General features: G+C 69.2%; 14 protein-coding genes. 9 read left to right on the top strand and 5 right to left on the bottom strand.

Annotated features, from left to right (window positions below):
- Nucleotides 1-11: 11 nt before the first annotated feature.
- Both Aph01nite_RS09850 and Aph01nite_RS09845 read right to left on the bottom strand, forming a co-directional pair.
- Nucleotides 12-1,172 carry an NAD-dependent formate dehydrogenase gene (locus tag Aph01nite_RS09850; protein ID WP_204040484.1) on the bottom strand — a complete coding sequence of 387 codons (1,161 nt, stop codon included), beginning with the start codon at nucleotides 1,170-1,172 and terminating at the stop codon, nucleotides 12-14.
- Nucleotides 1,173-1,263: 91 nt separating this feature from the next.
- Nucleotides 1,264-2,187, bottom strand: coding sequence for a LysR family transcriptional regulator (locus Aph01nite_RS09845; RefSeq protein WP_204040483.1), 924 nt, complete (start codon nucleotides 2,185-2,187; stop codon nucleotides 1,264-1,266).
- 134 nt (nucleotides 2,188-2,321) lie between these two features.
- Between Aph01nite_RS09845 and Aph01nite_RS09840 the strand changes: the two genes are divergently transcribed.
- The 4 genes from Aph01nite_RS09840 to Aph01nite_RS09825 all read left to right on the top strand — a co-directional run bounded on the left by Aph01nite_RS09840 (nucleotide 2,322) and on the right by Aph01nite_RS09825 (nucleotide 5,742).
- A complete protein-coding gene (locus Aph01nite_RS09840) occupies nucleotides 2,322-2,720 on the top strand; it encodes a TOBE domain-containing protein (RefSeq protein WP_204040482.1) in 399 nt (132 codons plus the stop codon).
- A gap of 13 nt (nucleotides 2,721-2,733) precedes the next feature.
- Entirely contained in the window at nucleotides 2,734-3,522 is a 789-nt protein-coding gene (modA, locus tag Aph01nite_RS09835) for a molybdate ABC transporter substrate-binding protein (RefSeq protein ID WP_204040481.1), read from the top strand.
- Nucleotides 3,523-3,907: 385 nt separating this feature from the next.
- A complete protein-coding gene (locus Aph01nite_RS09830; RefSeq protein WP_204040480.1) occupies nucleotides 3,908-4,714 on the top strand; it encodes an ABC transporter permease in 807 nt (268 codons plus the stop codon).
- A complete protein-coding gene (locus tag Aph01nite_RS09825) occupies nucleotides 4,696-5,742 on the top strand; it encodes an ABC transporter ATP-binding protein (protein WP_239161535.1) in 1,047 nt (348 codons plus the stop codon). The genes Aph01nite_RS09830 and Aph01nite_RS09825 overlap by 19 nt, the downstream gene beginning before the upstream one ends.
- Nucleotides 5,743-6,253: 511 nt before the next feature.
- Here the strand turns inward: Aph01nite_RS09825 and Aph01nite_RS09820 are convergent.
- Nucleotides 6,254-9,526 (bottom strand): galactose-binding domain-containing protein, encoded by a 3,273-nt coding sequence (locus Aph01nite_RS09820; RefSeq protein WP_204040479.1) that lies wholly within the window; start codon nucleotides 9,524-9,526, stop codon nucleotides 6,254-6,256.
- Nucleotides 9,527-9,554: 28 nt separating this feature from the next.
- On the bottom strand, nucleotides 9,555-11,612 hold the full coding sequence (locus Aph01nite_RS09815) for a ThuA domain-containing protein (protein WP_204040478.1): 2,058 nt from the start codon (nucleotides 11,610-11,612) through the stop codon (nucleotides 9,555-9,557).
- Nucleotides 11,613-11,881: 269 nt separating this feature from the next.
- On the opposite strand from Aph01nite_RS09815, the gene Aph01nite_RS09810 reads away from it, so the two are divergent.
- A complete protein-coding gene (locus Aph01nite_RS09810) occupies nucleotides 11,882-13,102 on the top strand; it encodes a multidrug effflux MFS transporter (RefSeq protein WP_204040477.1) in 1,221 nt (406 codons plus the stop codon).
- On the opposite strand, the gene Aph01nite_RS09805 is transcribed toward Aph01nite_RS09810, so the two are convergent.
- On the bottom strand, nucleotides 13,089-14,111 hold the full coding sequence (locus Aph01nite_RS09805) for a LacI family DNA-binding transcriptional regulator (RefSeq protein WP_204040476.1): 1,023 nt from the start codon (nucleotides 14,109-14,111) through the stop codon (nucleotides 13,089-13,091). The genes Aph01nite_RS09810 and Aph01nite_RS09805 overlap by 14 nt on opposite strands.
- Nucleotides 14,112-14,368: 257 nt before the next feature.
- Between Aph01nite_RS09805 and Aph01nite_RS09800 the strand changes: the two genes are divergently transcribed.
- From Aph01nite_RS09800 to Aph01nite_RS09785, 4 genes are read left to right on the top strand one after another with little or no spacing between them, the layout of a single operon-like run.
- The gene (locus Aph01nite_RS09800) at nucleotides 14,369-15,667 is read left to right on the top strand and encodes a sugar ABC transporter substrate-binding protein (protein ID WP_204040475.1); all 1,299 of its coding nucleotides are present in this window, start codon (nucleotides 14,369-14,371) and stop codon (nucleotides 15,665-15,667) included.
- 2 nt (nucleotides 15,668-15,669) lie between these two features.
- The gene (locus tag Aph01nite_RS09795) at nucleotides 15,670-17,262 is read left to right on the top strand and encodes an ABC transporter permease subunit (protein ID WP_239161534.1); all 1,593 of its coding nucleotides are present in this window, start codon (nucleotides 15,670-15,672) and stop codon (nucleotides 17,260-17,262) included.
- Nucleotides 17,259-18,119 carry a sugar ABC transporter permease gene (locus Aph01nite_RS09790; protein WP_204040474.1) on the top strand — a complete coding sequence of 287 codons (861 nt, stop codon included), beginning with the start codon at nucleotides 17,259-17,261 and terminating at the stop codon, nucleotides 18,117-18,119. The genes Aph01nite_RS09795 and Aph01nite_RS09790 overlap by 4 nt, the downstream gene beginning before the upstream one ends.
- Nucleotides 18,116-19,906: a glycoside hydrolase family 13 protein gene (locus Aph01nite_RS09785; protein ID WP_204040473.1), complete on the top strand. Its 1,791-nt coding sequence runs from the start codon at nucleotides 18,116-18,118 to the stop codon at nucleotides 19,904-19,906. The genes Aph01nite_RS09790 and Aph01nite_RS09785 overlap by 4 nt, the downstream gene beginning before the upstream one ends.
- The last annotated feature ends 73 nt before the right edge of the window (nucleotides 19,907-19,979 follow it).

The following is a 19,979-nucleotide window of genomic DNA, read 5'->3' as shown; positions in this document are numbered from 1 at the left end:
CGTTCGGGAAGTCATTTGTTGACGGAATAGGAATGCGCGCCCGCCCCCGCGAGCCGCCCCTTGTCGACGATCAGGTATTCCTCGCGGATGGGAGTCCCGCCCATCCAGGCTTCCAGGATCTCGCGGGTCCCGGCGGCGTACCTGGCCTGGGCGGAGAGGGAGGAGCCGGAGATGTGGGGGGTCATGCCGTGGTGGGGCATGGTCCGCCAGGGGTGGTCCGCGGGCGCCGGTTGCGGGTACCAGACGTCGCCGGCGTAGCCGGCCAGCTGCCCGCTTTCGAGGGCCCGGACGACCGCGTCCCGGTCGCAGATCTTCGCGCGGGCGGTGTTGATCAGGTACGCGCCGCGCTTCATGGTCCCGATCAGCTGGTCGTCGAACATGCCCTCGGTCTCCGGGTGGAGCGGGGCGTTGATGGTGACCACGTCACAGTGCGGCACCATGTCCGCCGTCGTCTCGTGGAAGGTGAGGTTCAGCTCCTCCTCGATCTCGCGCGGCAGCCGGTGCCGGTCGGTGTAGTGCAGGTGCACGTCGAAGGGACGCATCCGGCGCAGCACCGCGAGGCCGATCCTGCCGGCGGCGACCGTGCCGACGTGCATGCCCTCCACGTCGTACGACCGGGAGACGCAGTCCGCGATGTTCCAGCCGCCGTCCAGCACCGTCTGGTACGACGGCAGGTAGTTGCGCACCAGCGAAAGGATCATCATGGCCACGTGCTCGGCCACCGAGATGCTGTTGCAGTAGGTGACCTCCGCGACGGTGACCCCGTGCTCGATCGCGGCGTCCAGGTCGACGTGGTCGGACCCGATCCCGGCCGTGATCGCCAGCTTGAGCTTCGGCGCCCTGGCGATACGCTCCGCCGTCAGGTACGCGGGCCAGAACGGCTGCGAGATCACCACGTCCGCGTCGGCCAGCTCCTGGTCGAACACCGACCCCTCACGGTCCTTGTCGGAGGTGACGACGAGCGTGTGGCCGTGAGCTTCGAGGAACGGCCGCAGTCCCAGCTCGCCGGAGACGCTGCCCAGCAGCTGGCCGGGGGTGAAGTCGACGCCCTTGGGGGTGGGGAGGGTCTGACCCCCGGGGTAGTGGTCGACGCGCGGCAGGTCGTCGCGGGCGTACTCGGGCGGGTAGCCGGTGACCGGATCGTCGTACAGGACGCAGAGGATTTTCGCCATGAGTGACTCCTTTTAGCGGTCGTATTTCCACCTTCCTGGTAATCCGGATAAAGAGTCAAAACGAATCTCTCTATTTATTGATAGATATAAACTATCGCAGGTAATCATGGAGCAGCCGGTCCAGCCGTCCACGTACGTCGACCTGCGGCGCGATGTCCAGCAGCGCACGGGCGAGAACCGGTTCCGGAGTACGGTCGGCGATCACCAAGCCGATGCGCGGAGCCTGGCGGGGATCTTCGAGGGGGATCACGCGCATACCCTCGGGCACGCCGAACATGTGCAGCCAGGCGTGGGCGATCACGCTGGACCAGCGGTGGGTGGCGACATGGGCGTACAGGGCGGAGACGGTGTCGGTCTCGACGGCGGCGACGGCGACGACGCCCGCCTGCTCGAAGATGTCGTCGAGGATGCGCCGGTTGCGCATCTCGGGCGCCAGCAGGCAGAGCGGCAGGGCGGCCACCTCCGCCCAGCGCACGAACGGCCGGGTGGCGAGTTCGGCGTCGTCCGGGGTGAGGAGGAGGTAGCGCTCCTCGTACAGGGGAGTAATGCGCACATTCCCCAGGGGTTCTCCGTCCAGGTACGTCATGGCGACGTCCAGTTCGAACTCGGCCAGGCGGCGGGTGATCTCGCGGGACGACAGGGAGGCGAGCGAGACCCGGGCGTGCGGATGGCGTTCGCAGAACGGAGTCGTCAGCAGGGACGCGGCGGTCAGGGCGGTCGGGATGACGCCCATCCGGAGCGTCCCCGAGAGGCTGGCGCGCATCAGCGACAGGTCGTGGCGGAGGGCGTCGGCTTCGGCCAGGATGCGATGGGCCCAGAGCAGGACGCGTTCGCCTTCAGGGGTGAGGCCGTCGAACTTGCGGCCCCGGCGGACGATCGGGACGTCCAGTTCGCGTTCGAGCTTGCGGATCGCGGCGGACAGGGAGGGCTGGGAGACGTGGCAGGCCGCGGCGGCTCGGGCGAAATGCCGCTCCCGGGCGAGCGCGACCAGATACTCCAGTTGGCGCAAGAGCACGGCACAGCATGTCGTGTTATCGCGTGATCGGTCCAGTGGTGTCGCATCTGCGAAGACTCGCGGAACGATAACAGTGCTGTTGCAAGGTGTATCGAATGTATTGGCCTGAAAGTGCGAGGGTAAGGTGATATTTCGTGACGACGTTCCGGATCAGTGAGGCAGCCGCGTTGCTCGGAGTGAGCTCCGACACCGTGCGTCGCTGGGTGGACGCCGGGCGGCTCTCGGCTCGCCGGGATGACAACGGGCACCGGCTGGTCGAGGGATCGGATCTGGCCGTGTTCGCGCGGGCGCGGATCGACGAGGAGACCGGCTCCGGCCAGTCCTCGGCGCGCAACCGGTTCCGCGGCATCGTGACCGAGGTGATCAAGGACGCGGTGATGGCCCAGGTGGAGATCGCCGCCGGGCCGTTCCGGGTGGTCTCGCTGATGAGCCGCCAGGCCGCCGACGAACTGGGCCTCGAGCCCGGAGCGGTGGCGATCGCCGTGATCAAGTCCACCAACGTCGTCGTGGAGATCCCCGAACCAAGTCAGTAAGTAGGAGGCACCCTTGTTCAGGCGCGTATCCGGACTGCTCATCGCCGTCGTGTTAGCCGCCTCCGCGTGCGGTTCCGAGGGCGGCACGGCCGCCGCCCCGGCGACCACCCCCGCGGCCACCGCCGCCGCGCCCACGGAGTTGACCGTGTTCGCCGCCGCGTCCCTGACCGAGACCTTCACCGAACTCGGCAAGACCTTCGAGGCCGCCCACCCGGGCACGACCGTGAAGTTCAACTTCGGGTCCAGCGCCACCCTGGCCACCCAGATCACGCAGGGCGCGCCCGCGGACGTGTTCGCCGCCGCCAGCCCGGCGACGATGAAGACCGTCACCGACGCCGGGCTCGCCACCGCGCCCACCGTGTTCGTGAAGAACAAGCTGCAGATCGCGGTGCCGCCGGACAACCCGGCCAAGGTCGAGTCCCTCAAGGACCTGACCGATCCCGAGGTCAAGGTGGCCCTCTGCGCCGAGCAGGTCCCCTGCGGCGCGGCCGCCGTCAAGGCCCTGGACGCGGCCGGCCTCAAGGTCACCCCGGTCACCCTGGAGCAGGACGTCAAGGCCACCCTGACCAAGGTCGAACTCGGTGAGGTGGACGCCGCCCTCGTCTACCAGACCGACGTCATCGCCTCCGCCGGCAAGGTCACCGGCATCGCCTTCCCCGAAGCCGACCAGGCCATCAACGACTACCCCATCGCCGCCCTGTCCAAGGCCCCCGCCGCCGACCTCGCCAAGCAGTTCGTCGACCTGGTCCTCTCCCAGCAGGGCAAGGACGTCCTGACCAAGGCCGGCTTCGAAGCCCCCTGACACAGAGGGCTCCGAGGCCCTGACGTTGGGTGGGAGAACGGGGGGCGACCGGGATCGCCTGCGGAGGCTTGGGATGCTGCGGTGGATCTCCCACCCACCCACCCCTTTTGCCGCTGCGCGGCGGCTGGAAGGGAGCGGGTGGAATCCCCGCAATCCGCCAAGCTAGGAAAAGCGCAAACGGTCACCGGCCGACAAGTTGCTGCGCGGCGGCTGGAAGGGAGCGGGTGGAATCCCCGCAATCCGCCAAGCTAGGAAAAGCGCAAACGGTCACCGGCCGGCAGGTTGGTGCGCGGTGGGGTCGCGGGATTCTCGCCCGCTCGTGGAGCGATCTTCTCGGTCGTATGTTGTGATCGTTGTCTTGAGGGATCGGGGGTGAAAACGCCGCATGGCGGGCACCGGGCGTGAGGCTGTGGCTGGGCGGTTGCCGTGGGTGCTGGTGGTGCCTGCGGGGCTGGGGCTGCTGTTCCTGGTGTTGCCGTTGGCGGGGCTGCTGGTACGGGCGCCCTGGGCGACGCTGGGAGAGCGGCTTGTCGAGCCTGAGGTGCTGGAGGCGTTGCGGCTTTCGCTGGTGACGGCCACGGTGGCCACGGGGATCTGTCTGGTGCTCGGGGTGCCGTTGGCGTGGTGCCTGGCCAGGTTGTCTTTTCCCGGGCGGCGGGTGGTGCGGGCGCTGGTGACCGTGCCGCTGGTGTTGCCGCCGGTGGTCGGGGGTGTGGCGCTGCTGCTGGTGCTGGGGCGGCGTGGGCTGGTGGGACAGTGGCTGGACAGTGCGTTCGGGATCACGCTGCCGTTCACCACGGCGGGGGTGGTGGTGGCTGAGGCGTTCGTGGCGATGCCATTCCTGGTGATCAGTGTGGAGGGGGCGTTGCGGGCGGCTGATCTGCGGTTCGAGGAGGCCGCGGCGACGTTGGGGGCGTCTCGGTGGGTGGTGTTCCGGCGGGTGACGTTGCCGTTGATCGCGCCGGGGATCGTGGCGGGGGCGGTGCTCTGCTGGGCGCGGGCGCTGGGCGAGTTCGGGGCGACGATCACCTTCGCCGGGAACTTCCCGGGCCAGACGCAGACCATGCCTCTGGCCGTCTACCTGGCCCTGGAGACCGAACCCGAGGCCGCCATCGTGCTCAGCCTGGTCCTGCTGGCCGTGTCCGTGATCATTCTGGCGAGCCTGCGCGATCGATGGGTGAACAGCCCATGACCCTCACCGCCGCTCTCCGCCTCACCCGGCCGAACTTCCGCCTCGACCTCGACTTGGAGGTCGCTCCGGGCGAGGTCGTCGCCCTGCTCGGTCCCAACGGCGCCGGCAAGACCACAGCCTTGCGCCTGCTGGCCGGCCTCACCCGTCTGACGGAAGGCCACATCACCCTCGACGACCAGCCGCTCCACGACCTGCCGGTCGAGAAGCGCCCAATCGGCATGGTCTTCCAGGACTACCTGCTCTTCCCTCATCTCTCCGCCCTGGACAACGTCGCCTTCGGGCTCCGCTGCCAGGGCACCGGCAAGGCCGAATCCCGCCGCCGGGCCTTCGAATGGCTCGCCCGCGTCGGCCTCGAAGATCACGCGAATGTACGCCCCAGGCAGCTCTCCGGCGGGCAGGCCCAACGCGTCGCCCTGGCCAGAGCCCTCGTCATCGACCCCCGGCTCCTCCTCCTCGACGAGCCGCTGGCCGCCCTCGACGCCCACACCCGCCTGGAGATCCGCTCCCACCTCCGCCGCCACCTCGCCGACTTCGACGGCGCGACCGTCCTGGTCACCCACGACCCCCTCGACGCCATGGTCCTCGCCGACCGCCTGATCGTCATCGAACGAGGCCAGGTCGTCCAAGAAGGCGTTCCCGCCGACGTCGCCCGCCGCCCCCGCACCGACTACGTCGCCCGCCTCGTCGGCCTCAACCTCTACCGCGGCACCGCCGCCGGCCACCACATCAAAGTCGACGACATCCTCTTCACCGTCACCGAACACCTGGAAGGCCCCGCCTTCCTGGTCTTCGCCCCCAGCGCCGTCGCCCTCTACCGCACCCGCCCCGACGGCAGCCCCCGCAACCTCTGGCAGGCCACCATCGACGGCGTGGAACGCCACGGCGACAACATGCGCATCCACCTCGACGGCCCCATCTCCGCCGCCGCCGACATCACCCCCGCAGCAGTAGCCGAACTCGACCTCACCCCCGGCCAAACCGTCTGGGCCTCCATCAAAGCAACCGAAACCCACGCCTACCCGGCCTAAAACGGCTCCCAGAACGGCCCGGCCGCCCGGGTTCCCGCCGTTATCCGGCGCCGTTAACGCAGGCGACGCTTCTCGCCGCACCGGCGCCAAGAGTGACCGGCTTCATTTTGCTAGGGGGTTCTTGGTGCCGCTGTATAGCGCCTAGAGGTCTAGCACTGCTGGTCAGCGCCGCTTGTCGCCCGCCCTTCCTCGTCACACCGGCACGAAAGAAGCGTGGACGGGCAGGGAAACTCCCGCAACACGCTGATCGGCGTATCACCCGGAGGATCTTGCCTGGCAAGCGGCTCCGGGCAGGCATGCCGCCCGGATGCCCACTCGGTGAGCGCGCCGCGCAGCGGCAACAAGGGTGGGTGGGAACCCACCGGCAAACAACGGGTGGGACCTGGCGGCAAGCAATGGGTGGGGCTCGGGAGTTGGGTGTCGGGTGTGTTGACGTACCGGGGGAAAAGGGGGCCTCCACGGCGCCGGACTTGGGGGGATGTGCGGCGCCGTGGAGGCGGTGGGGGAGTGGTCAGGTGCCGTGGACCTCTAGTTCCCAGAGGGAGTAGCCGTATTGGGGGAGGCCGCGTTGGGTGCCGTTGACGCGGATGTAGCGGCCGGTTCCGGAGACGGTCAGGTCGTCTACGCCGCCGTCGCTGGTGGTGGTGGAGTAGATGTCGGTCCAGGTGGTGGCGTTGGGGGAGGTCTGGATCTGGTAGGCGCGGCCGTACGCCGCTTCCCAGTTGAGGCGGACGCGGGTGATGGAGCGGCTGGAGCCCAGGTCCACGTAGATCCACTGGGGGTCGGCGTAGAGGCTGCTCCAGCGGGTGGCGGGGTTGCCGTCGACGGCGTTGGCGGCGACGTTGGCCCCTGCCTCTGTGCTGGAGACCGTTACCGGACGGCCCTGGGAGAGGAGGGTGGCGCCTCCGGCGGGGGTGCCGTAGACGTTGAGGTCCCAGAGGGAGTAGCCGTACTGCGTGAGCCCGCGCTGGGTGCCGTTGACGCGGACGTAGCGGCCGGTCCCGGAGACGGTCAGGTCGTCGACGCCACCGTCCCCGGTCGTCGTGGAGAAGATGTTGGTCCAGGTCGTCCCGTTGGGTGAGGTCTGGACCTGGTACGCCCGACCAAAAGCGGCCTCCCAGTTGATACGAACCCGGTTGAGAGAGTACGAAGCACCCAGGTCCACCTGGATCCACTGCGGATCGGCGTAGAGGCTGCTCCAGCGCGTGGCGGAGTTGCCGTCGACGGCGTTGGCGGCCACGTTGGCCCCGGCCTCCGTACTGGACACGGTCACCGGCTTGCCCTGGGCGAGGTCCCCGCCGGGGTTCCCCGTACCGGGCACGCTGACGCCGGGACCGATGAAGGTGTAGCTGTCCACGTCGTACAGGGCGGTGCCGGCGGTGCCGGTGAAGACCAGGTATAGGTCGTGCGTGTTGTCGTCGGGCTTGGTGACAGGTGCGGTGATCTCGGTGTAGTTGTCCCAGCCGCCGGTGTTGCCGACGGTGATCCTCGCGACCTCGGGCCCGGTCGGGGAGTCGAACCGGAAGGACAGGACGCCGCCGGCGTTGGCCGAGCTCACCCGGGCCTTGACGCTGGTGATGCCCTTGAGGCTGACGGCGTGGTGCCGTACCGACTCGCCGTTCTGGATGTCGCCGAGGCGTTTGCCGCCTTCGGCGGCGGCCTGGTCGACGACGCGGGGGCCGTTCATGGAGACGAAGTGCTCGGCCTGCCACTGCTTCGGCCAGACGGTGATCTCGCGCTCGCCGGTGAGCGGCACGGTCCCGGTCGCGCCCCGGTCGGTGTAGCTGCCGCGCAGCACGAAGAACTGCACCGCGTCCAGCCCGGCGTGGATCGGCCCGGTGTTGAACGACGCGCCGCAGCCGGTGGCCTCACCCTCCTCGTGGGCGTGCTCCTGGTGCCCCAGCGCGGCCCGGACGATGACGGAACCGCACGCGATCGTCCCGTCCTGCGCGTCGGTGGCACTCGCCGTGAGGTTGAGGTTCTCGCTCCAGCTGTACATGCCGCCCGCCGGGATGCCGTTCAGCGTCACGACCGGCCGGTTGTTGCCCACCACGATGGGCAGCAGCACCGTCCCGGTCCTGCCTCCGGGATCACGCACGGTCAGCCGCGCCCGCTTGTCGCCCACCGTCGTGTACGTGTACGACGGGTTGGCCGCCGTCGAATCGGTGGTCCCGTTGTTGTCGAAGTCCCACGCGTACGTGATGGCCTCGCCGTCCGGGTCGGAGCTGCCCGCGCTGGAGAAGGAGACGGCCAGCGGCGCGAGCCCGTTGTTGACGTTGGAGGTGGCCTGCGCGATCGGCGACCGCCCGCCCTGAACATAGTTGATCTTGTAGAGTCCGGCGTCGGCCGCCCCGGAGAAGTAGCCGCTGCCGTACTCCAGCAGATAGAGCGAACCGTCCGGCCCGAACTCCATGTCGATCGGGTGGACCAGGTTCATGCCCGCCAGCACCGGCTCGATGATCGTCGGCGTCCCGGTGGCCGCGTTGCCGTTGTTGAACTGCACTTCCTTGATCCAGTTGCGGCAGTACTCGGAGATCAGCAGCTTGTTGTCGTAGTACTGCGGCCACTTCACGTCCGAGACCAGGTTCGCGTCCCAGTGGTAGACCTCGGCGTGGTTGGGCGAGCCGCAGCCGCCCGGATTGTCCAGCGCCGGCCAGTCCACGCTGCCGCCGTGCTGCTCCCACACCAGCGCGGGCTTGGTGGCGGGCAGCTGCTGCTGCCCGGTGTTGCGGGGCGAGTTGTTGACCGGTCCGGTGGTGCCGCCGCACGGGAACCAGCCGCGCGGCGCGTTGGCCGCGAAGTCCCAGTCGTTGTAGGCCACGTTGGGCCCGCCGCAGTACGGCCAGCCGTAGTTGCCCGGCCCGCTCGCCCGGTTGAACTCGTCGTACGCCGCGGGACCCCGGTTCGGGATGGTCGCCCCGGCGTCGGGCCCGACCTCACCCCAGTACAGGGTGTTGGCGGCCTTCTTGTCGACCCACACCCGGTACGGGTTCCGCACCCCCATGATGTAGATCTCCGGCTTGGTCTGCGGCGTGCCCTGCGGGAACAGGTTGCCGGCCGGGATCGTGTAGGTGCCGTTGTTCTCCGGACGGATGCGGTTGATCTTGCCGCGCAGGTCGTTGGTGTTGCCCGAGGTGCGCTGCGCGTCGTACTGCGGGTTGCGGCTGGTGCGTTCGTCGATGGGCGCCATGCCGGCCGAGTCGCCGCCGGAGTTGGTGTTGTCGCCCACCGCGAAGTAGAGGTTGCCGTTGCTGTCCCAGGTCATCGACCCGGCCGAGTGGCAGCACAGGTCACGCTCGGTCGGCCACTCGATGATCATGTCTTCGCTGGCCGGGTCCAGGACGTTCGTGGCCGGGTTGAAGGTGAACCGGGAGATGCGGTTGACCAGCGGCGTCACCTTCGGCGAGTAGAACAGGAACACCCAGCGGTTGGTGGCGAACTGCGGGTGCAGGGTGATGCCGATCAGGCCGTCCTCGAACCGGGCGTCCAGCTGCACGGTCAGCGCGACCGTGGTCGTCTGGGTGGCCGGGTTGTAGAGGCGGACCTGGCCGCCGCCGGCCGAGGTGCCGCGGTTGATGTAGAGGACCTTGCCGTCGGGCAGCACGGACAGCTCGATCGGCTCGCCCATGGACAGGCCGCCGTCCAGCTTGACCTTCTCGAAGCCGCTGGTCGGGGGCGGGGCCGCGGCCGCCGGGGAGGCGGGGATCGCGGCCAGTGCCGTACCGGCCAGGACGGGTAACAGGAGCGCGCAGAGGGCGCGACGCAGGCGCGCGGAACTGAACACGTGAACTCCAGAGGATGAGAGGGGGGTGTCAGGAGCCGTAGACGTCGAACTCCCAGAGGGAGTAGCCGTATTGCGTGAGGGCGCGCTGGGTGCCGTTGACGCGGACGTAGCGGCCGGTTCCGGTCACGTTCACGTCGTCCACGCCGCCGTCGCCGGTGGTGGTCGTGTAGACGTTGGTCCAGGTGGTGCCGTTGGGGGAGGTCTGGATCTGGTACGCGCGGCCGTAGGCCGCCTCCCAGCTGAGCCGGACCCGGCTGATGCTGTAGCTCTGGCCGAGGTCCACGGAGATCCACTGCGGGTCGGCGTACGCGCTGCCCCAGCGGGTGCCGGTGTTGCCGTCGAACGCGTTGGCGGCCGCATGCGCGCTGTTCGGCTCGACGCTGGAGGCGCTGGCCGGCTTACCGCGCGACAGCAGGACCGGACCGGGGTTGCCGCCCGGGGTGCCGTAGACGTTCAGGTCCCAGAGGGAGTAGCCGTACTGGGTGAGCGCCCGCTGGGTGCCGTTGATGCGGACATATCTCCCCGAAGCGGTCACGTTGACGTCGTCCACGCCGCCGTCGCCGGTGGTGGTCGTGTAGACGTTGGTCCAGGTGGTGCCGTTGGGGGAGGTCTGGATCTGGTACGCGCGGCCGTACGCCGCCTCCCAGTTCAGCCGGACCCGGTTGATGGTGTGGCTCTGGCCGAGGTCCACCTGGATCCACTGCGGGTCGGCGTACGCGCTGCCCCACCGCGTGCCCGAGTTGCCGTCCGTCGCGTTCGCGGCGGCGTGCGCGCTGCCGGGCTCCACGCTGGACGCGGTGGTCGGCTTGCCCTGGGCGACGTCGGCCGGCTGCGGCTGCCCGCCGTCGGCCTTGATCCGGATGTTGCGGTAGTTGATGTCCAGGCCGTCGCCGTCGTTCTGCACGCCGATGTAGCCGTTGGCGATGTTCCGCGTGCTCGTGTAGTCGTTGATCTTGACGCCGTTGAGCCAGATCTCGACCCGCTGGCCGTGCACGCCGATCTCGTACGCGTTCCACTGCCCCGGCGGGTTCAGCGCGGCGGCGCGGGCGGCGGTGTCCGGGGCCCTGAAGCTGTACACGCTGCCCGTCGTCCGGCTCGGGTCGCCGTCGGTGGCGTCGATCTGGATCTCGTGGCCGGCGTCCACCGGTGCCCACGGGTCGCCCTGCGGGTCGGGGAAGCCGATGAAGACGCCGCCGTTGTCGTCGCCCGGCATCATCCAGTCGACCTTGAGCGAGTAGTTCGCGAACGTGGACACCGGGTACCAGAGCAGGCCCATGCCGCCGAACGAGGTCAGTGTGCCGTTGGCCAGGGTGAATCCGCCGGGCCCGGCCTGCCGCCACTGGCCGAGGGTGGCCTGCGTGCCGTCGAACAGCGGGGTGTAACCCACCTCGGGCCGGCAGTCGGCCGGTACGGCCCTGGCCGCCACCCGGATGCCGCCCAGCAGCATGGCCCGGAAGTTGGCGTCCGCGTAGCTCTCCTCGGTGTGGCCGAGCCCGGTGTACCAGGAACGCCCGCCCTGGTAGTCGTGGCACCAGGTGATCGGGTGGTCGCCCATGCTGCCGCCCGAGTACGACGACTCGTTCAGGCTGGCCAGCACCCGTACGGCCGAGCGCGGGTTGGCCGCGTAGTTGTACCACTCGTCGGTGCGCGTCCAGGTGGGCGCGAGGTGCGCGGTGGACGGGTTGGCCCGGTCCTCGACCTTGATGGTGGCCTGCTGGGTGGCCGGGTGGGACTGGAAGTAGGCGCCGACCAGGCCGCCGTACCAGGCCCAGCCGTATTCGGTGTCGGCGGCGGCGTGCACGCCGACGTAGCCGCCGCCGGCCGCGATGTAGGACTGGAAGGCGGTCTGCTGGGTGGCGTTGAGCACGTCGCCGGTGGTGGAGAGCCAGATCACGGCCTGGTACTGGGCCAGGTTGGCCGTGGTGAAGGCGGCCGCGTCCTCGGTGGCCACCACGGTGAAGCCGTTGGCCGCGCCGAGCTGCTGGATGGCCGTGATGCCGTTCGGGATGGAGGAGTGCCGGAACGCGGCGGTCTTGGAGAAGACCAGCACCCGGGTCAGCGGGGCCGCTGAGGCACTCGTCGGCAACAGGGCCAGACCCGCCGCTACTAGGACGAGTGATAATAAGCCGCGAAATAAGGCAGAAATCGGTCTTTTGGGCAGGGGCATTCGCCACTCCTTGACTGGAAGAGGAGCGCGCCGCCGCACCTAATGGGGTTTCATTAGTTCTTGATGAACCTACTTATGATTGTTTCCGCCCGAAGGTTCACACGACACGCGCATAAGTGTCAATGCTCTGGGCACTAATTGCCCCCTGACCTGGGGCGCTCTGTGGCGGTTCATTACTCTTTGATGACGTGCCCCTCGCGCCACCCCGTCCCCTGTCCCTCCTCCCCTCCCTGGCCTCGCTCACCGCGTCTGCCCCGCTCGCCATTGACATGTACGTCCCGGCCTTCCCGGACATGGTGCGCACGCTGGAGACGACCGGCTCCGGCGTACAGCTGTCGATGACCGCCTTCCTGGCCGGGCTCGTGCTCGGCCAGTTCCTGCTCGGCCCGGTCAGCGACACCCTCGGCCGCCGCAGGCTGCTGCTCGGAGGCACCGCGCTCTTCGGCCTCTTCTCCCTGCTCTGCGCCGTCGCCCCGACCGTGCAGTTCCTGGTCGGCGCAAGATTTCTGCAAGGAGCGGCGGGCGCGTGCGGCGCCGTCCTCGCCCGCGCCGTGATCGTCGACTGGTACCGCGGGCCCGGCGTCGCCCGCTACTTCTCCACCCTGGCCATCATCACCGGCGTCGCCCCCGTGGCCGCGCCCCTGATCGGCGCCCTGGTCCTGCTCGCCGCGCCCTGGCAGGCGATCTTCGTGGTGCTCGCCCTCGTCGGCCTCGCCCAGTTCGCCGCCGTCTGGTGGCGGGTGCCGGAGTCCCTGCCGCCCGACCGCCGCAACCCCGGCGGCCTGCGCGACTCCTTCCGCGCCATGGGCGGTCTGCTCCGCAACCGCTTCTTCGTCGGCTACGCCATCGCCCTGTCCTGCGCCGCCGGCGGCCTCTTCACGTACGTCTCCGGTTCGTCGTTCGTCTTCCAGATCGTGTACGGCATGAGCCCCCTCGGCTACGGCGTCGTCTTCGCCGTCAACGCCATCAGCATGACCGTGGCGGCGGGCCTGTTCGGCGCCCTGTCCCGCCGGGTCCGGCTCAACACCCTGCTGATGACCGCCCTCTCGGTGTCGTTCCTGGCCACGCTCGTGCACGTGGCCATCGACCTGACCACCGGCGGCAACGTGGCCGCCACCTGGATCTGCCTGGTCCTGGCCATCTCCGGCCTGGGCATGACCTTTCCCGCGATCATGACCATCGGCCAGAGCGTGGCCGGTCACTCGGCCGGCAGCGCCTCCGCCCTGCTCGGCGGCGGCCAGTTCCTGCTCGGCGCGGTCGCCGCCCCCATCGTGGGCGTCTTCGGCGTGGACAGCGCCACCCCGATGGCGGTCATCATGCTGGTCGCCTTCACCTGCGCCGTCCTGGCCCTGGCCGTACTCGCCCGTCCGTGGCGGGGCCACGGGGAGCACCGGGTCACGGCGAGCTGACGGGCGCCGGGCCGGTGGAGGAGCGGGCCAGCAGTTCGGTACGGAACACGAACTCGCCGCGGGGCGGGGAGAGGGCGTGGATCTCGTCGATGAGGCCGCGGACCGCCGCCGTGCCCATGGCCTGGACGGGCTGGCGGAGCGTGGTGAGCGGCGGGTCGGAGAAGACGGTCACCGAGGAGTCGTCGAAGCCGACCACCGACACGTCCTGCGGCACGTTCCTGCCCAGGCCGCGCGCACCCCGTACGGCGCCGAAGGCCATGATGTCGGAACCGCAGACGATCGCGGTCGCGCCGCGGTCGATCAACCGGGAGGCCGCGACCTGCCCGCCTTCCACGGTGAACGTGGTGTGCTCCACCATGTCGGAGAAATCCGCGCTGAGCGTGGCCTTCCCGGCCTCCAGGAACCCGGCCACCTTCCTGATCACCGGCACGTAGCGCTCCGGGCCGATCGCCAGACCGATCCGGGTGTGCCCCAGCGAAGCCAGGTGCTCGACCGCCAGGTGCATGGCCGACTTCTCGTCCGCCGAGATGGACAGCACGTCGAGCCCGGGGAGGAAGCCGTTGATCAGGACGATCGGGAGGCCGCGGTCCACCAGCCGCCGGTAGCGGCCCGGGTCGGCGTGGGTGTCGGCGTGCATCCCGGAGACGAAGATGATGCCCGCCGCGTTGTGTTCCAGCAGCATCTCCACGTACTCGTCCTCGCTGACCCCGCCGGGGGTCTGCGTGCACAGCACCGGCGTGTACCGCTGCTGGGCGAGCAGGGTGCCGATGACCTGCGCGAACGAGGGGAAGATGGGGTTCTCCAGCTCGGGCACGACCAGGCCCACCAGGCCCGCGCTGCGGCGGGGGACCTCGGGTTTGAAGGGGCGCTCGTAGCCGAGTTCCTCGGCCACGGCCAGGACCAGTTCCCGGGTCTCCTCCGCGACGCCCGCCTTGGCGTTGAGGACCCGGCTGACGGTGGCCTCGCTCACACCGGCACGAGCGGCGACTTCCGTCAAGGTCACTTTCATGCTGAAAGTCTAGCAGTCCTTGCAGTAGGAATTCATAGCGCTTACATCGTCCCACCTGGTGGACTGCCAGGTGTAACAAGGAATCCGGAGGACGTCGGCTGGCAAGATGTGCCCGACGGCCGACTGCAACATGTCAGTAACCGTCTAGAAACTTGCCGAAAAGCGTGGTTAGCTTTCGCAAGATGGCAGCGCAAGTGCTGCCTTGGTTTCGCAAGAGGGCGGCTTCAGGCCGCCTGAAAATCCCCCTAGGAGCCACCATGCGTCTGAGCAAGGTCTCAACGTTGGCCGCGGGTGTCACCCTCCTGCTCACCGCCGGTTGCGGGGGAGGCGGCGAAACCGCCGCTCCCTCGGCCGCGGCCACCACCACCGGTCCGGCGCCCGGCGCCACCACGATCGTCGAGCCCACCGACGGCCCGGTGAAGCGTGCCCAGGCGGACCTGGTGATCTGGGCTGACGACACCCGCTCTCCGATCATTCAGAAGATCGCGCAGAAGTTCGCCACCGAGAAGGGCGTGCAGGTCGCCGTCCAGCAGCTGGAGTTCGGCGACATCCGCGACAACCTGGTCACCGCCGGGCAGGCCGGCGAGGGTCCCGACGTCGTCATCGGCGCCCACGACTGGCTGGGCAAGCTCGTCACCAACGGAGCCGTCGCGCCGATCGAGCTGGGCGACAAGACCTCCCAGTTCAAGGAGGTGGCCCTCAAGGCGCTCTCGTACGACGGGCAGCTCTACGGCCTGCCGTACGCGATCGAGAACATCGCGCTGTTCCGCAACGTCGCCCTGGCGCCCGAGGCGCCCAAGGACTGGAACGCGCTGATGGACAACGCGCTCAAGCTGGTCAAGGAGAAGAAGGCCACCGTGCCGCTCGGCCTGCAGGTCGGGCCGGAGGGCGACCCGTACCACTTCTACCCGGTGCACACCTCGTTCGGCAGCGGCATCTTCGCCACCAAGCCGGACGGCAGCTACGACCCGAGCCAGCTGCTCATCGACGACGCGGGCGGCCTGGAGTTCGCCAAGGCGCTGGAGTCGTGGAGCAAGAAGAAGCTGCTCTCGGCAGACCTGACCCTGGACATCGCCAAGGAGGCGTTCAACACGGGCAAGTCGCCGTACATGATCACCGGGCCGTGGAGCACGGAGGACGCCCAGAAGGCGGGCATCGACCTGGCCGTCGACCCGATCCCGTCCGCGGGCGGCAAGCCGGCCGCGCCCTTCGTCGGCGTGCAGGGCTTCATGATCTCCGCCAACGCCAAGAACAAGCTCGTCGCCAACGACTTCGTGGTCAACTACCTCGGCACCCCCGAGGTCATGAAGGAGCTGTACGACACCGGCAAGCGCCCCCCGGCCATGATCTCCGTGTACGACCAGGTCAAGGGCGACCCGATCATCGCTGGCTTCGGCGCCGCCGGCGACATCGGCCAGCCGCTCCCCAGCATCCCCGCCATGGACGCCGTCTGGACCGAGTACGGCCACGCCGAGCGCGACATCCTGCTCGGCAAGGGCGACCCGGAGAAGCTGATGAAGCAGGCCGCGGAGAAGATCCGCGCCAAGATCGGCTGACGGTGGGATTGACCGCCACGGGCGGCGGGCGCCTCGGCGTCCGCCGCCCTCGCCGCCCCCGCCCGGCCGACGGCCGGACCACCTCCGTCGCGGCGCTGGCGGGGAAGATCGTGCTGCTCGGTGCGGTCAACGCCCTGGCCGTGTTCGGCCTGCTGACGTCCTTCGCCGCCGGTGACTGGGGCATCTTCGGCTTCGTCGCGATCTCGACGGTGATCGCCGACTACGTGTACTTCAGCAAGCGGGTCGCGGCCGGCAAGTACCTGCTGCCCGGCCTGCTGTTCCTGCTCGTCTTCCAGGTCTACATCGTCCTCCACACGGTCGCGGCCGCCTTCACCAACGTCGGCGACGGACACAACCTGGACAAGCCACGCGCCCTCGAACACATCCTCGCGGTCTCCGAGAAACGCGTGCCCGACAGTCCGCTCTACCGGGTCGCGGTGGTGACCGGCAGCGGCGGCACGCTCGAACTCCTGGCCACCGACCCCGCCGGCCAGGTCACCCTGAACGGCGAACCGGTCACCGCGGGCGTCACCCGCGACTCCACCGGCAAGGCCACCGCCCTGGACGGCTACCGCACCCTGCAGTTGCGCGACCTGACCAGCCGCCAGGAGGAGGTCCTGGACCTGCGGGTACCGCTCGGCACCCAGGGCGCGCTGCGCACGCAGGACGGCGCGACCGGCTTCCTGGCCCGGCCCGCCCTCCGGCACGACCCGGCCGCCGACACGCTCACCGACGTGGAGAACGGCCAGGTCTACCGCGCCTCCGCCACGGGCTACTACGAGGCCGCCGACGGCACCCACCTCACGCCGGGCTGGACGGAGAACGTCGGATTCGACAACTTCGCCCGGGTCCTGACGGACACCCGGCTGCGCGGGCCCTTCGTCTCGGTCTTCATCTGGACGTTCGTGTTCGCGGCGCTGTCGGTGCTGTTCAACTTCGCGCTGGGGCTGCTGCTCGCGCTCGCGTTGAACAAGCCTGGCATGAAGGGGCGCAACCTCTACCGGTCGCTGCTGGTCCTGCCGTACGCGGTGCCGTCGTTCCTGTCGGCGCTGGTGTGGACGGGCATGCTCAACCAGACGTTCGGGTTCGTCAACCAGACGCTGCTCGGCGGGGCCGACGTGCCCTGGCTGAACGATCCCTGGCTGGCCAAGGGCAGTGTGCTGCTGGTCAATCTGTGGCTGGGGTTCCCGTACATGTTCCTGGTGTGCACCGGGGCGTTGCAGGCCATCCCGACCGAGCTGAACGAGGCCGCGAAGATCGACGGAGCCGGGCCCTGGCAGCACTTCCGGCAGGTCACGCTGCCGCTGCTGCTGGTGTCCACCGCGCCGCTGCTGGTCGCCGCGTTCGCGTTCAACTTCAACAACTTCACGGTGATCTACTTCGTCACCGGGGGCGGGCCTAACATCCCGGAGGCGCCGATCACGCTGGGGAGCACGGATCTGCTCATCTCCATGGTGTACAAGATCGCGTTCGGCGGGGCCGGGCGGGAGTGGGGGTTCGCCTCCGCGATGTCCGCGCTGATCTTCGTGATCGTGGCCGGCATCTCGGCGTTCGGGTTGCGCCGGACGCGTTCGCTTGAGGAGACGTACTCATGAGAAGCACGAAGGGGTGGCTGGCCGAGACGGGCTGGCGGCACCTGGTCGGCATCGGCATGCTCGTGTTCGCGCTCTTCCCGCTGGTCTTCGTGGTCAGCGCGTCGGTCAATCCGCGCGGCACGCTGACCGCCTCGGCCACGCTGTTCGACGGGGCGTCGCTGGAGAACTACCTGAAGCTGTTCAGCACGCCGACGTTGCCGTACCCGCGCTGGTTCGCCAACACGATGATCATCGCGGGGGCGACGGCGGTGCTGACGGTGCTGCTGGCGGCGAGCGCGGCCTACGCGTTCTCCCGGTTCCGGTTCCGGGGGCGGCGGCTGGGCCTGCTCGGGCTGCTGCTCGTGCAGATGTTCCCGCAGGTGCTCGGCGCGGTGGCCATCTTCCTGCTGATGGCGCGGATCAAGGGCGTCTTCCCCGGCGTCGGGCTGGGCACCCAGTGGGGCCTGGTCATGGTCTACCTGGGCGGCGCGATGGGCGTGAACACCTTCCTGATCAAGGGATTCTTCGACTCCATCCCCCGCGAACTCGACGACGCCGCCAAAGTCGACGGCGCCACCCACACCCGCGTCTTCTTCACGATCATCCTCCGGCTGGGCGCGCCGGTGCTCGCCGTCATCGGCCTGCTCACCTTCATCAACACCGTCAACGAGTTCCTCGTCGCCAGCGTGATCCTCCAGTCGCCGTCCGAGCACACCCTGGCCGTCGGCCTCTACGGCCTGATCTCCGAACGCCTCTCCGCCAACTGGGGCGTCTTCGCCGCCGGCGCCCTCATCGGCGCCATCCCCAGCGTCCTCCTCTTCCGCTTCCTCCAGCGCTACATCGTCTCCGGTCTTCTCAGGGGGTCTGTCAAAGGATGAAAGTCCTGCTCGTGCCGCACCACGATGGGTCGGCTCTGCACGTGCCGGAGCAGCGTCCCGCGCTCGGCGACACCGTCACCGTGTTCGTACGGCTGCCGCATGGTTACCCGGTCGAAGCCGTCTATCTGCGGTCGGTCTATGACGGGGAGCCTCGGTACACGCAGGCGGTCGTCGATCGGGGGGACGCGTTGGAGGTGTGGTGGCGGGCGGAACTGCTCGTGCACAATCCGGACACGCGTTATCGGTTTCTGCTGGATCGTGGGGATGTCGGGCATACCTGGCTGCACGCCGGGGGGTTGAGCGATCACGATCCGACCGACGCCACCGATTTCCGGGTGACCACGTACGGGGGTCCGCCCGCATGGGTGGACGACGCGGTGATTTATCAGATATTTCCGGATCGGTTTGCTCGGTCGGGGCAGGTGGAGCTGCCCGCGCCGGAATGGGCGTCGCCGGCGCGGTGGACGGACAAGGTCATCGATCGAGGGCCGGAAGCGGGCATCCAGTTCTACGGCGGCGATCTGTACGGAGTGGCCGAACGCCTGGACTACCTGGTCAAGCTGGGCGTGGACGTGGTCTACCTGACGCCGTTCTTCCCGGCCGCGTCCAATCACCGCTACAACGCGACCTCGTTCGACCAGGTGGATCCGCATCTGGGCGGCGACGCGGCGTTGCGGGCGCTGACGGAGGGAGCGCATCGGCGGGGGATGCGGGTCATCGGGGATCTGACGACCAACCATTCCGGTGACACGCACGAGTGGTTCCGGCGGGCGATGGCCGATCCGTCCTCGCCGGAGGCGTCGTACTACTACCTGACCGGCGACGGCGGGTATGTCGCCTGGTTCGATGTGCCTTCGCTGCCCAAGTTCAACTGGGGTTCGGCGGAACTGCGGGAGCGGGTGCTGGCGGTGGCGGCGCGGTGGCTGCGGGAGCCGTACGGGCTGGACGGGTGGCGGATCGATGTGGCCAACATGACCGGGCGGCAGGGGGCGGAGGATCACTACCTCGCGGCGGGCAGGGCGTTGCGGCAGGTGATCGGGGAGGACGACTTCCTGCTCGCGGAGCATTTCCACGACTACACGGCGGACCTGCCCGGGGACGGCTGGCAGGGGGTCATGAACTACGCCGGGTTCGCGAAGCCGGTGTGGTCGTGGCTGACGCCGTACCAGCGGGGGCCGGTCATTCCCGGCATTCCGCTGCCGCTACGGGCGTTGTCCGGCGAACGCACCGCGCAGACCATGCGCAATTTCGCGGCCGGGGTGCCGTGGACGGCCACCAACGCCAACGTCACGCTGCTGAGCTCCCACGACAGTCCCCGCATCCGCACCTTCCTCGGCACCGCCGACCGGGTGGCCGTCGCCGCCGGACTGCTGTTCACCTATCCCGGCACGCCCATGGTCTTCATGGGCGACGAGATCGGCCTGGAGGGCGCCAACGGCGAGGACTCCCGCACCCCCATGCCCTGGGACGACCCCACCCGTTTCGCCAACTCCACCTACGACGTCTACCGCGACCTGATCGCCCTGCGCCGCGCCCACCCGGCTCTCCGCACCGGCGGCCTGCGCTGGCTCCACGCCACCGCCGACACCCTCCTCTACCTGCGCGAATCCCCCGAGGAACGCCTCCTCATCCAGGCCTCCCGCGCTCCCCACACGCCCCTTGCCCTCCCCGCCGCCCTGGCCCGCGACCTCCCCCGCAACCTGTACGGCGGAGCCCCCGCGACCCTCTCCGACGACACCCTCACCCTCCCCGGCGAAGGCCCGGGCTTCCAGGTGTGGTCGCTGTAGACGAGGCGACGTCGACGATCCGCTCGCCCGGCGACGCGCGAGAAGCGGGATCAAGCTCACCAGCCGACCTCGG

Origin of the sequence: Acrocarpospora phusangensis (genome assembly GCF_016862995.1) — a bacterium.
GTDB lineage: Bacteria > Actinomycetota > Actinomycetes > Streptosporangiales > Streptosporangiaceae > Acrocarpospora > Acrocarpospora phusangensis.
This window is presented reverse-complemented; position numbering and strand designations above follow the sequence as displayed.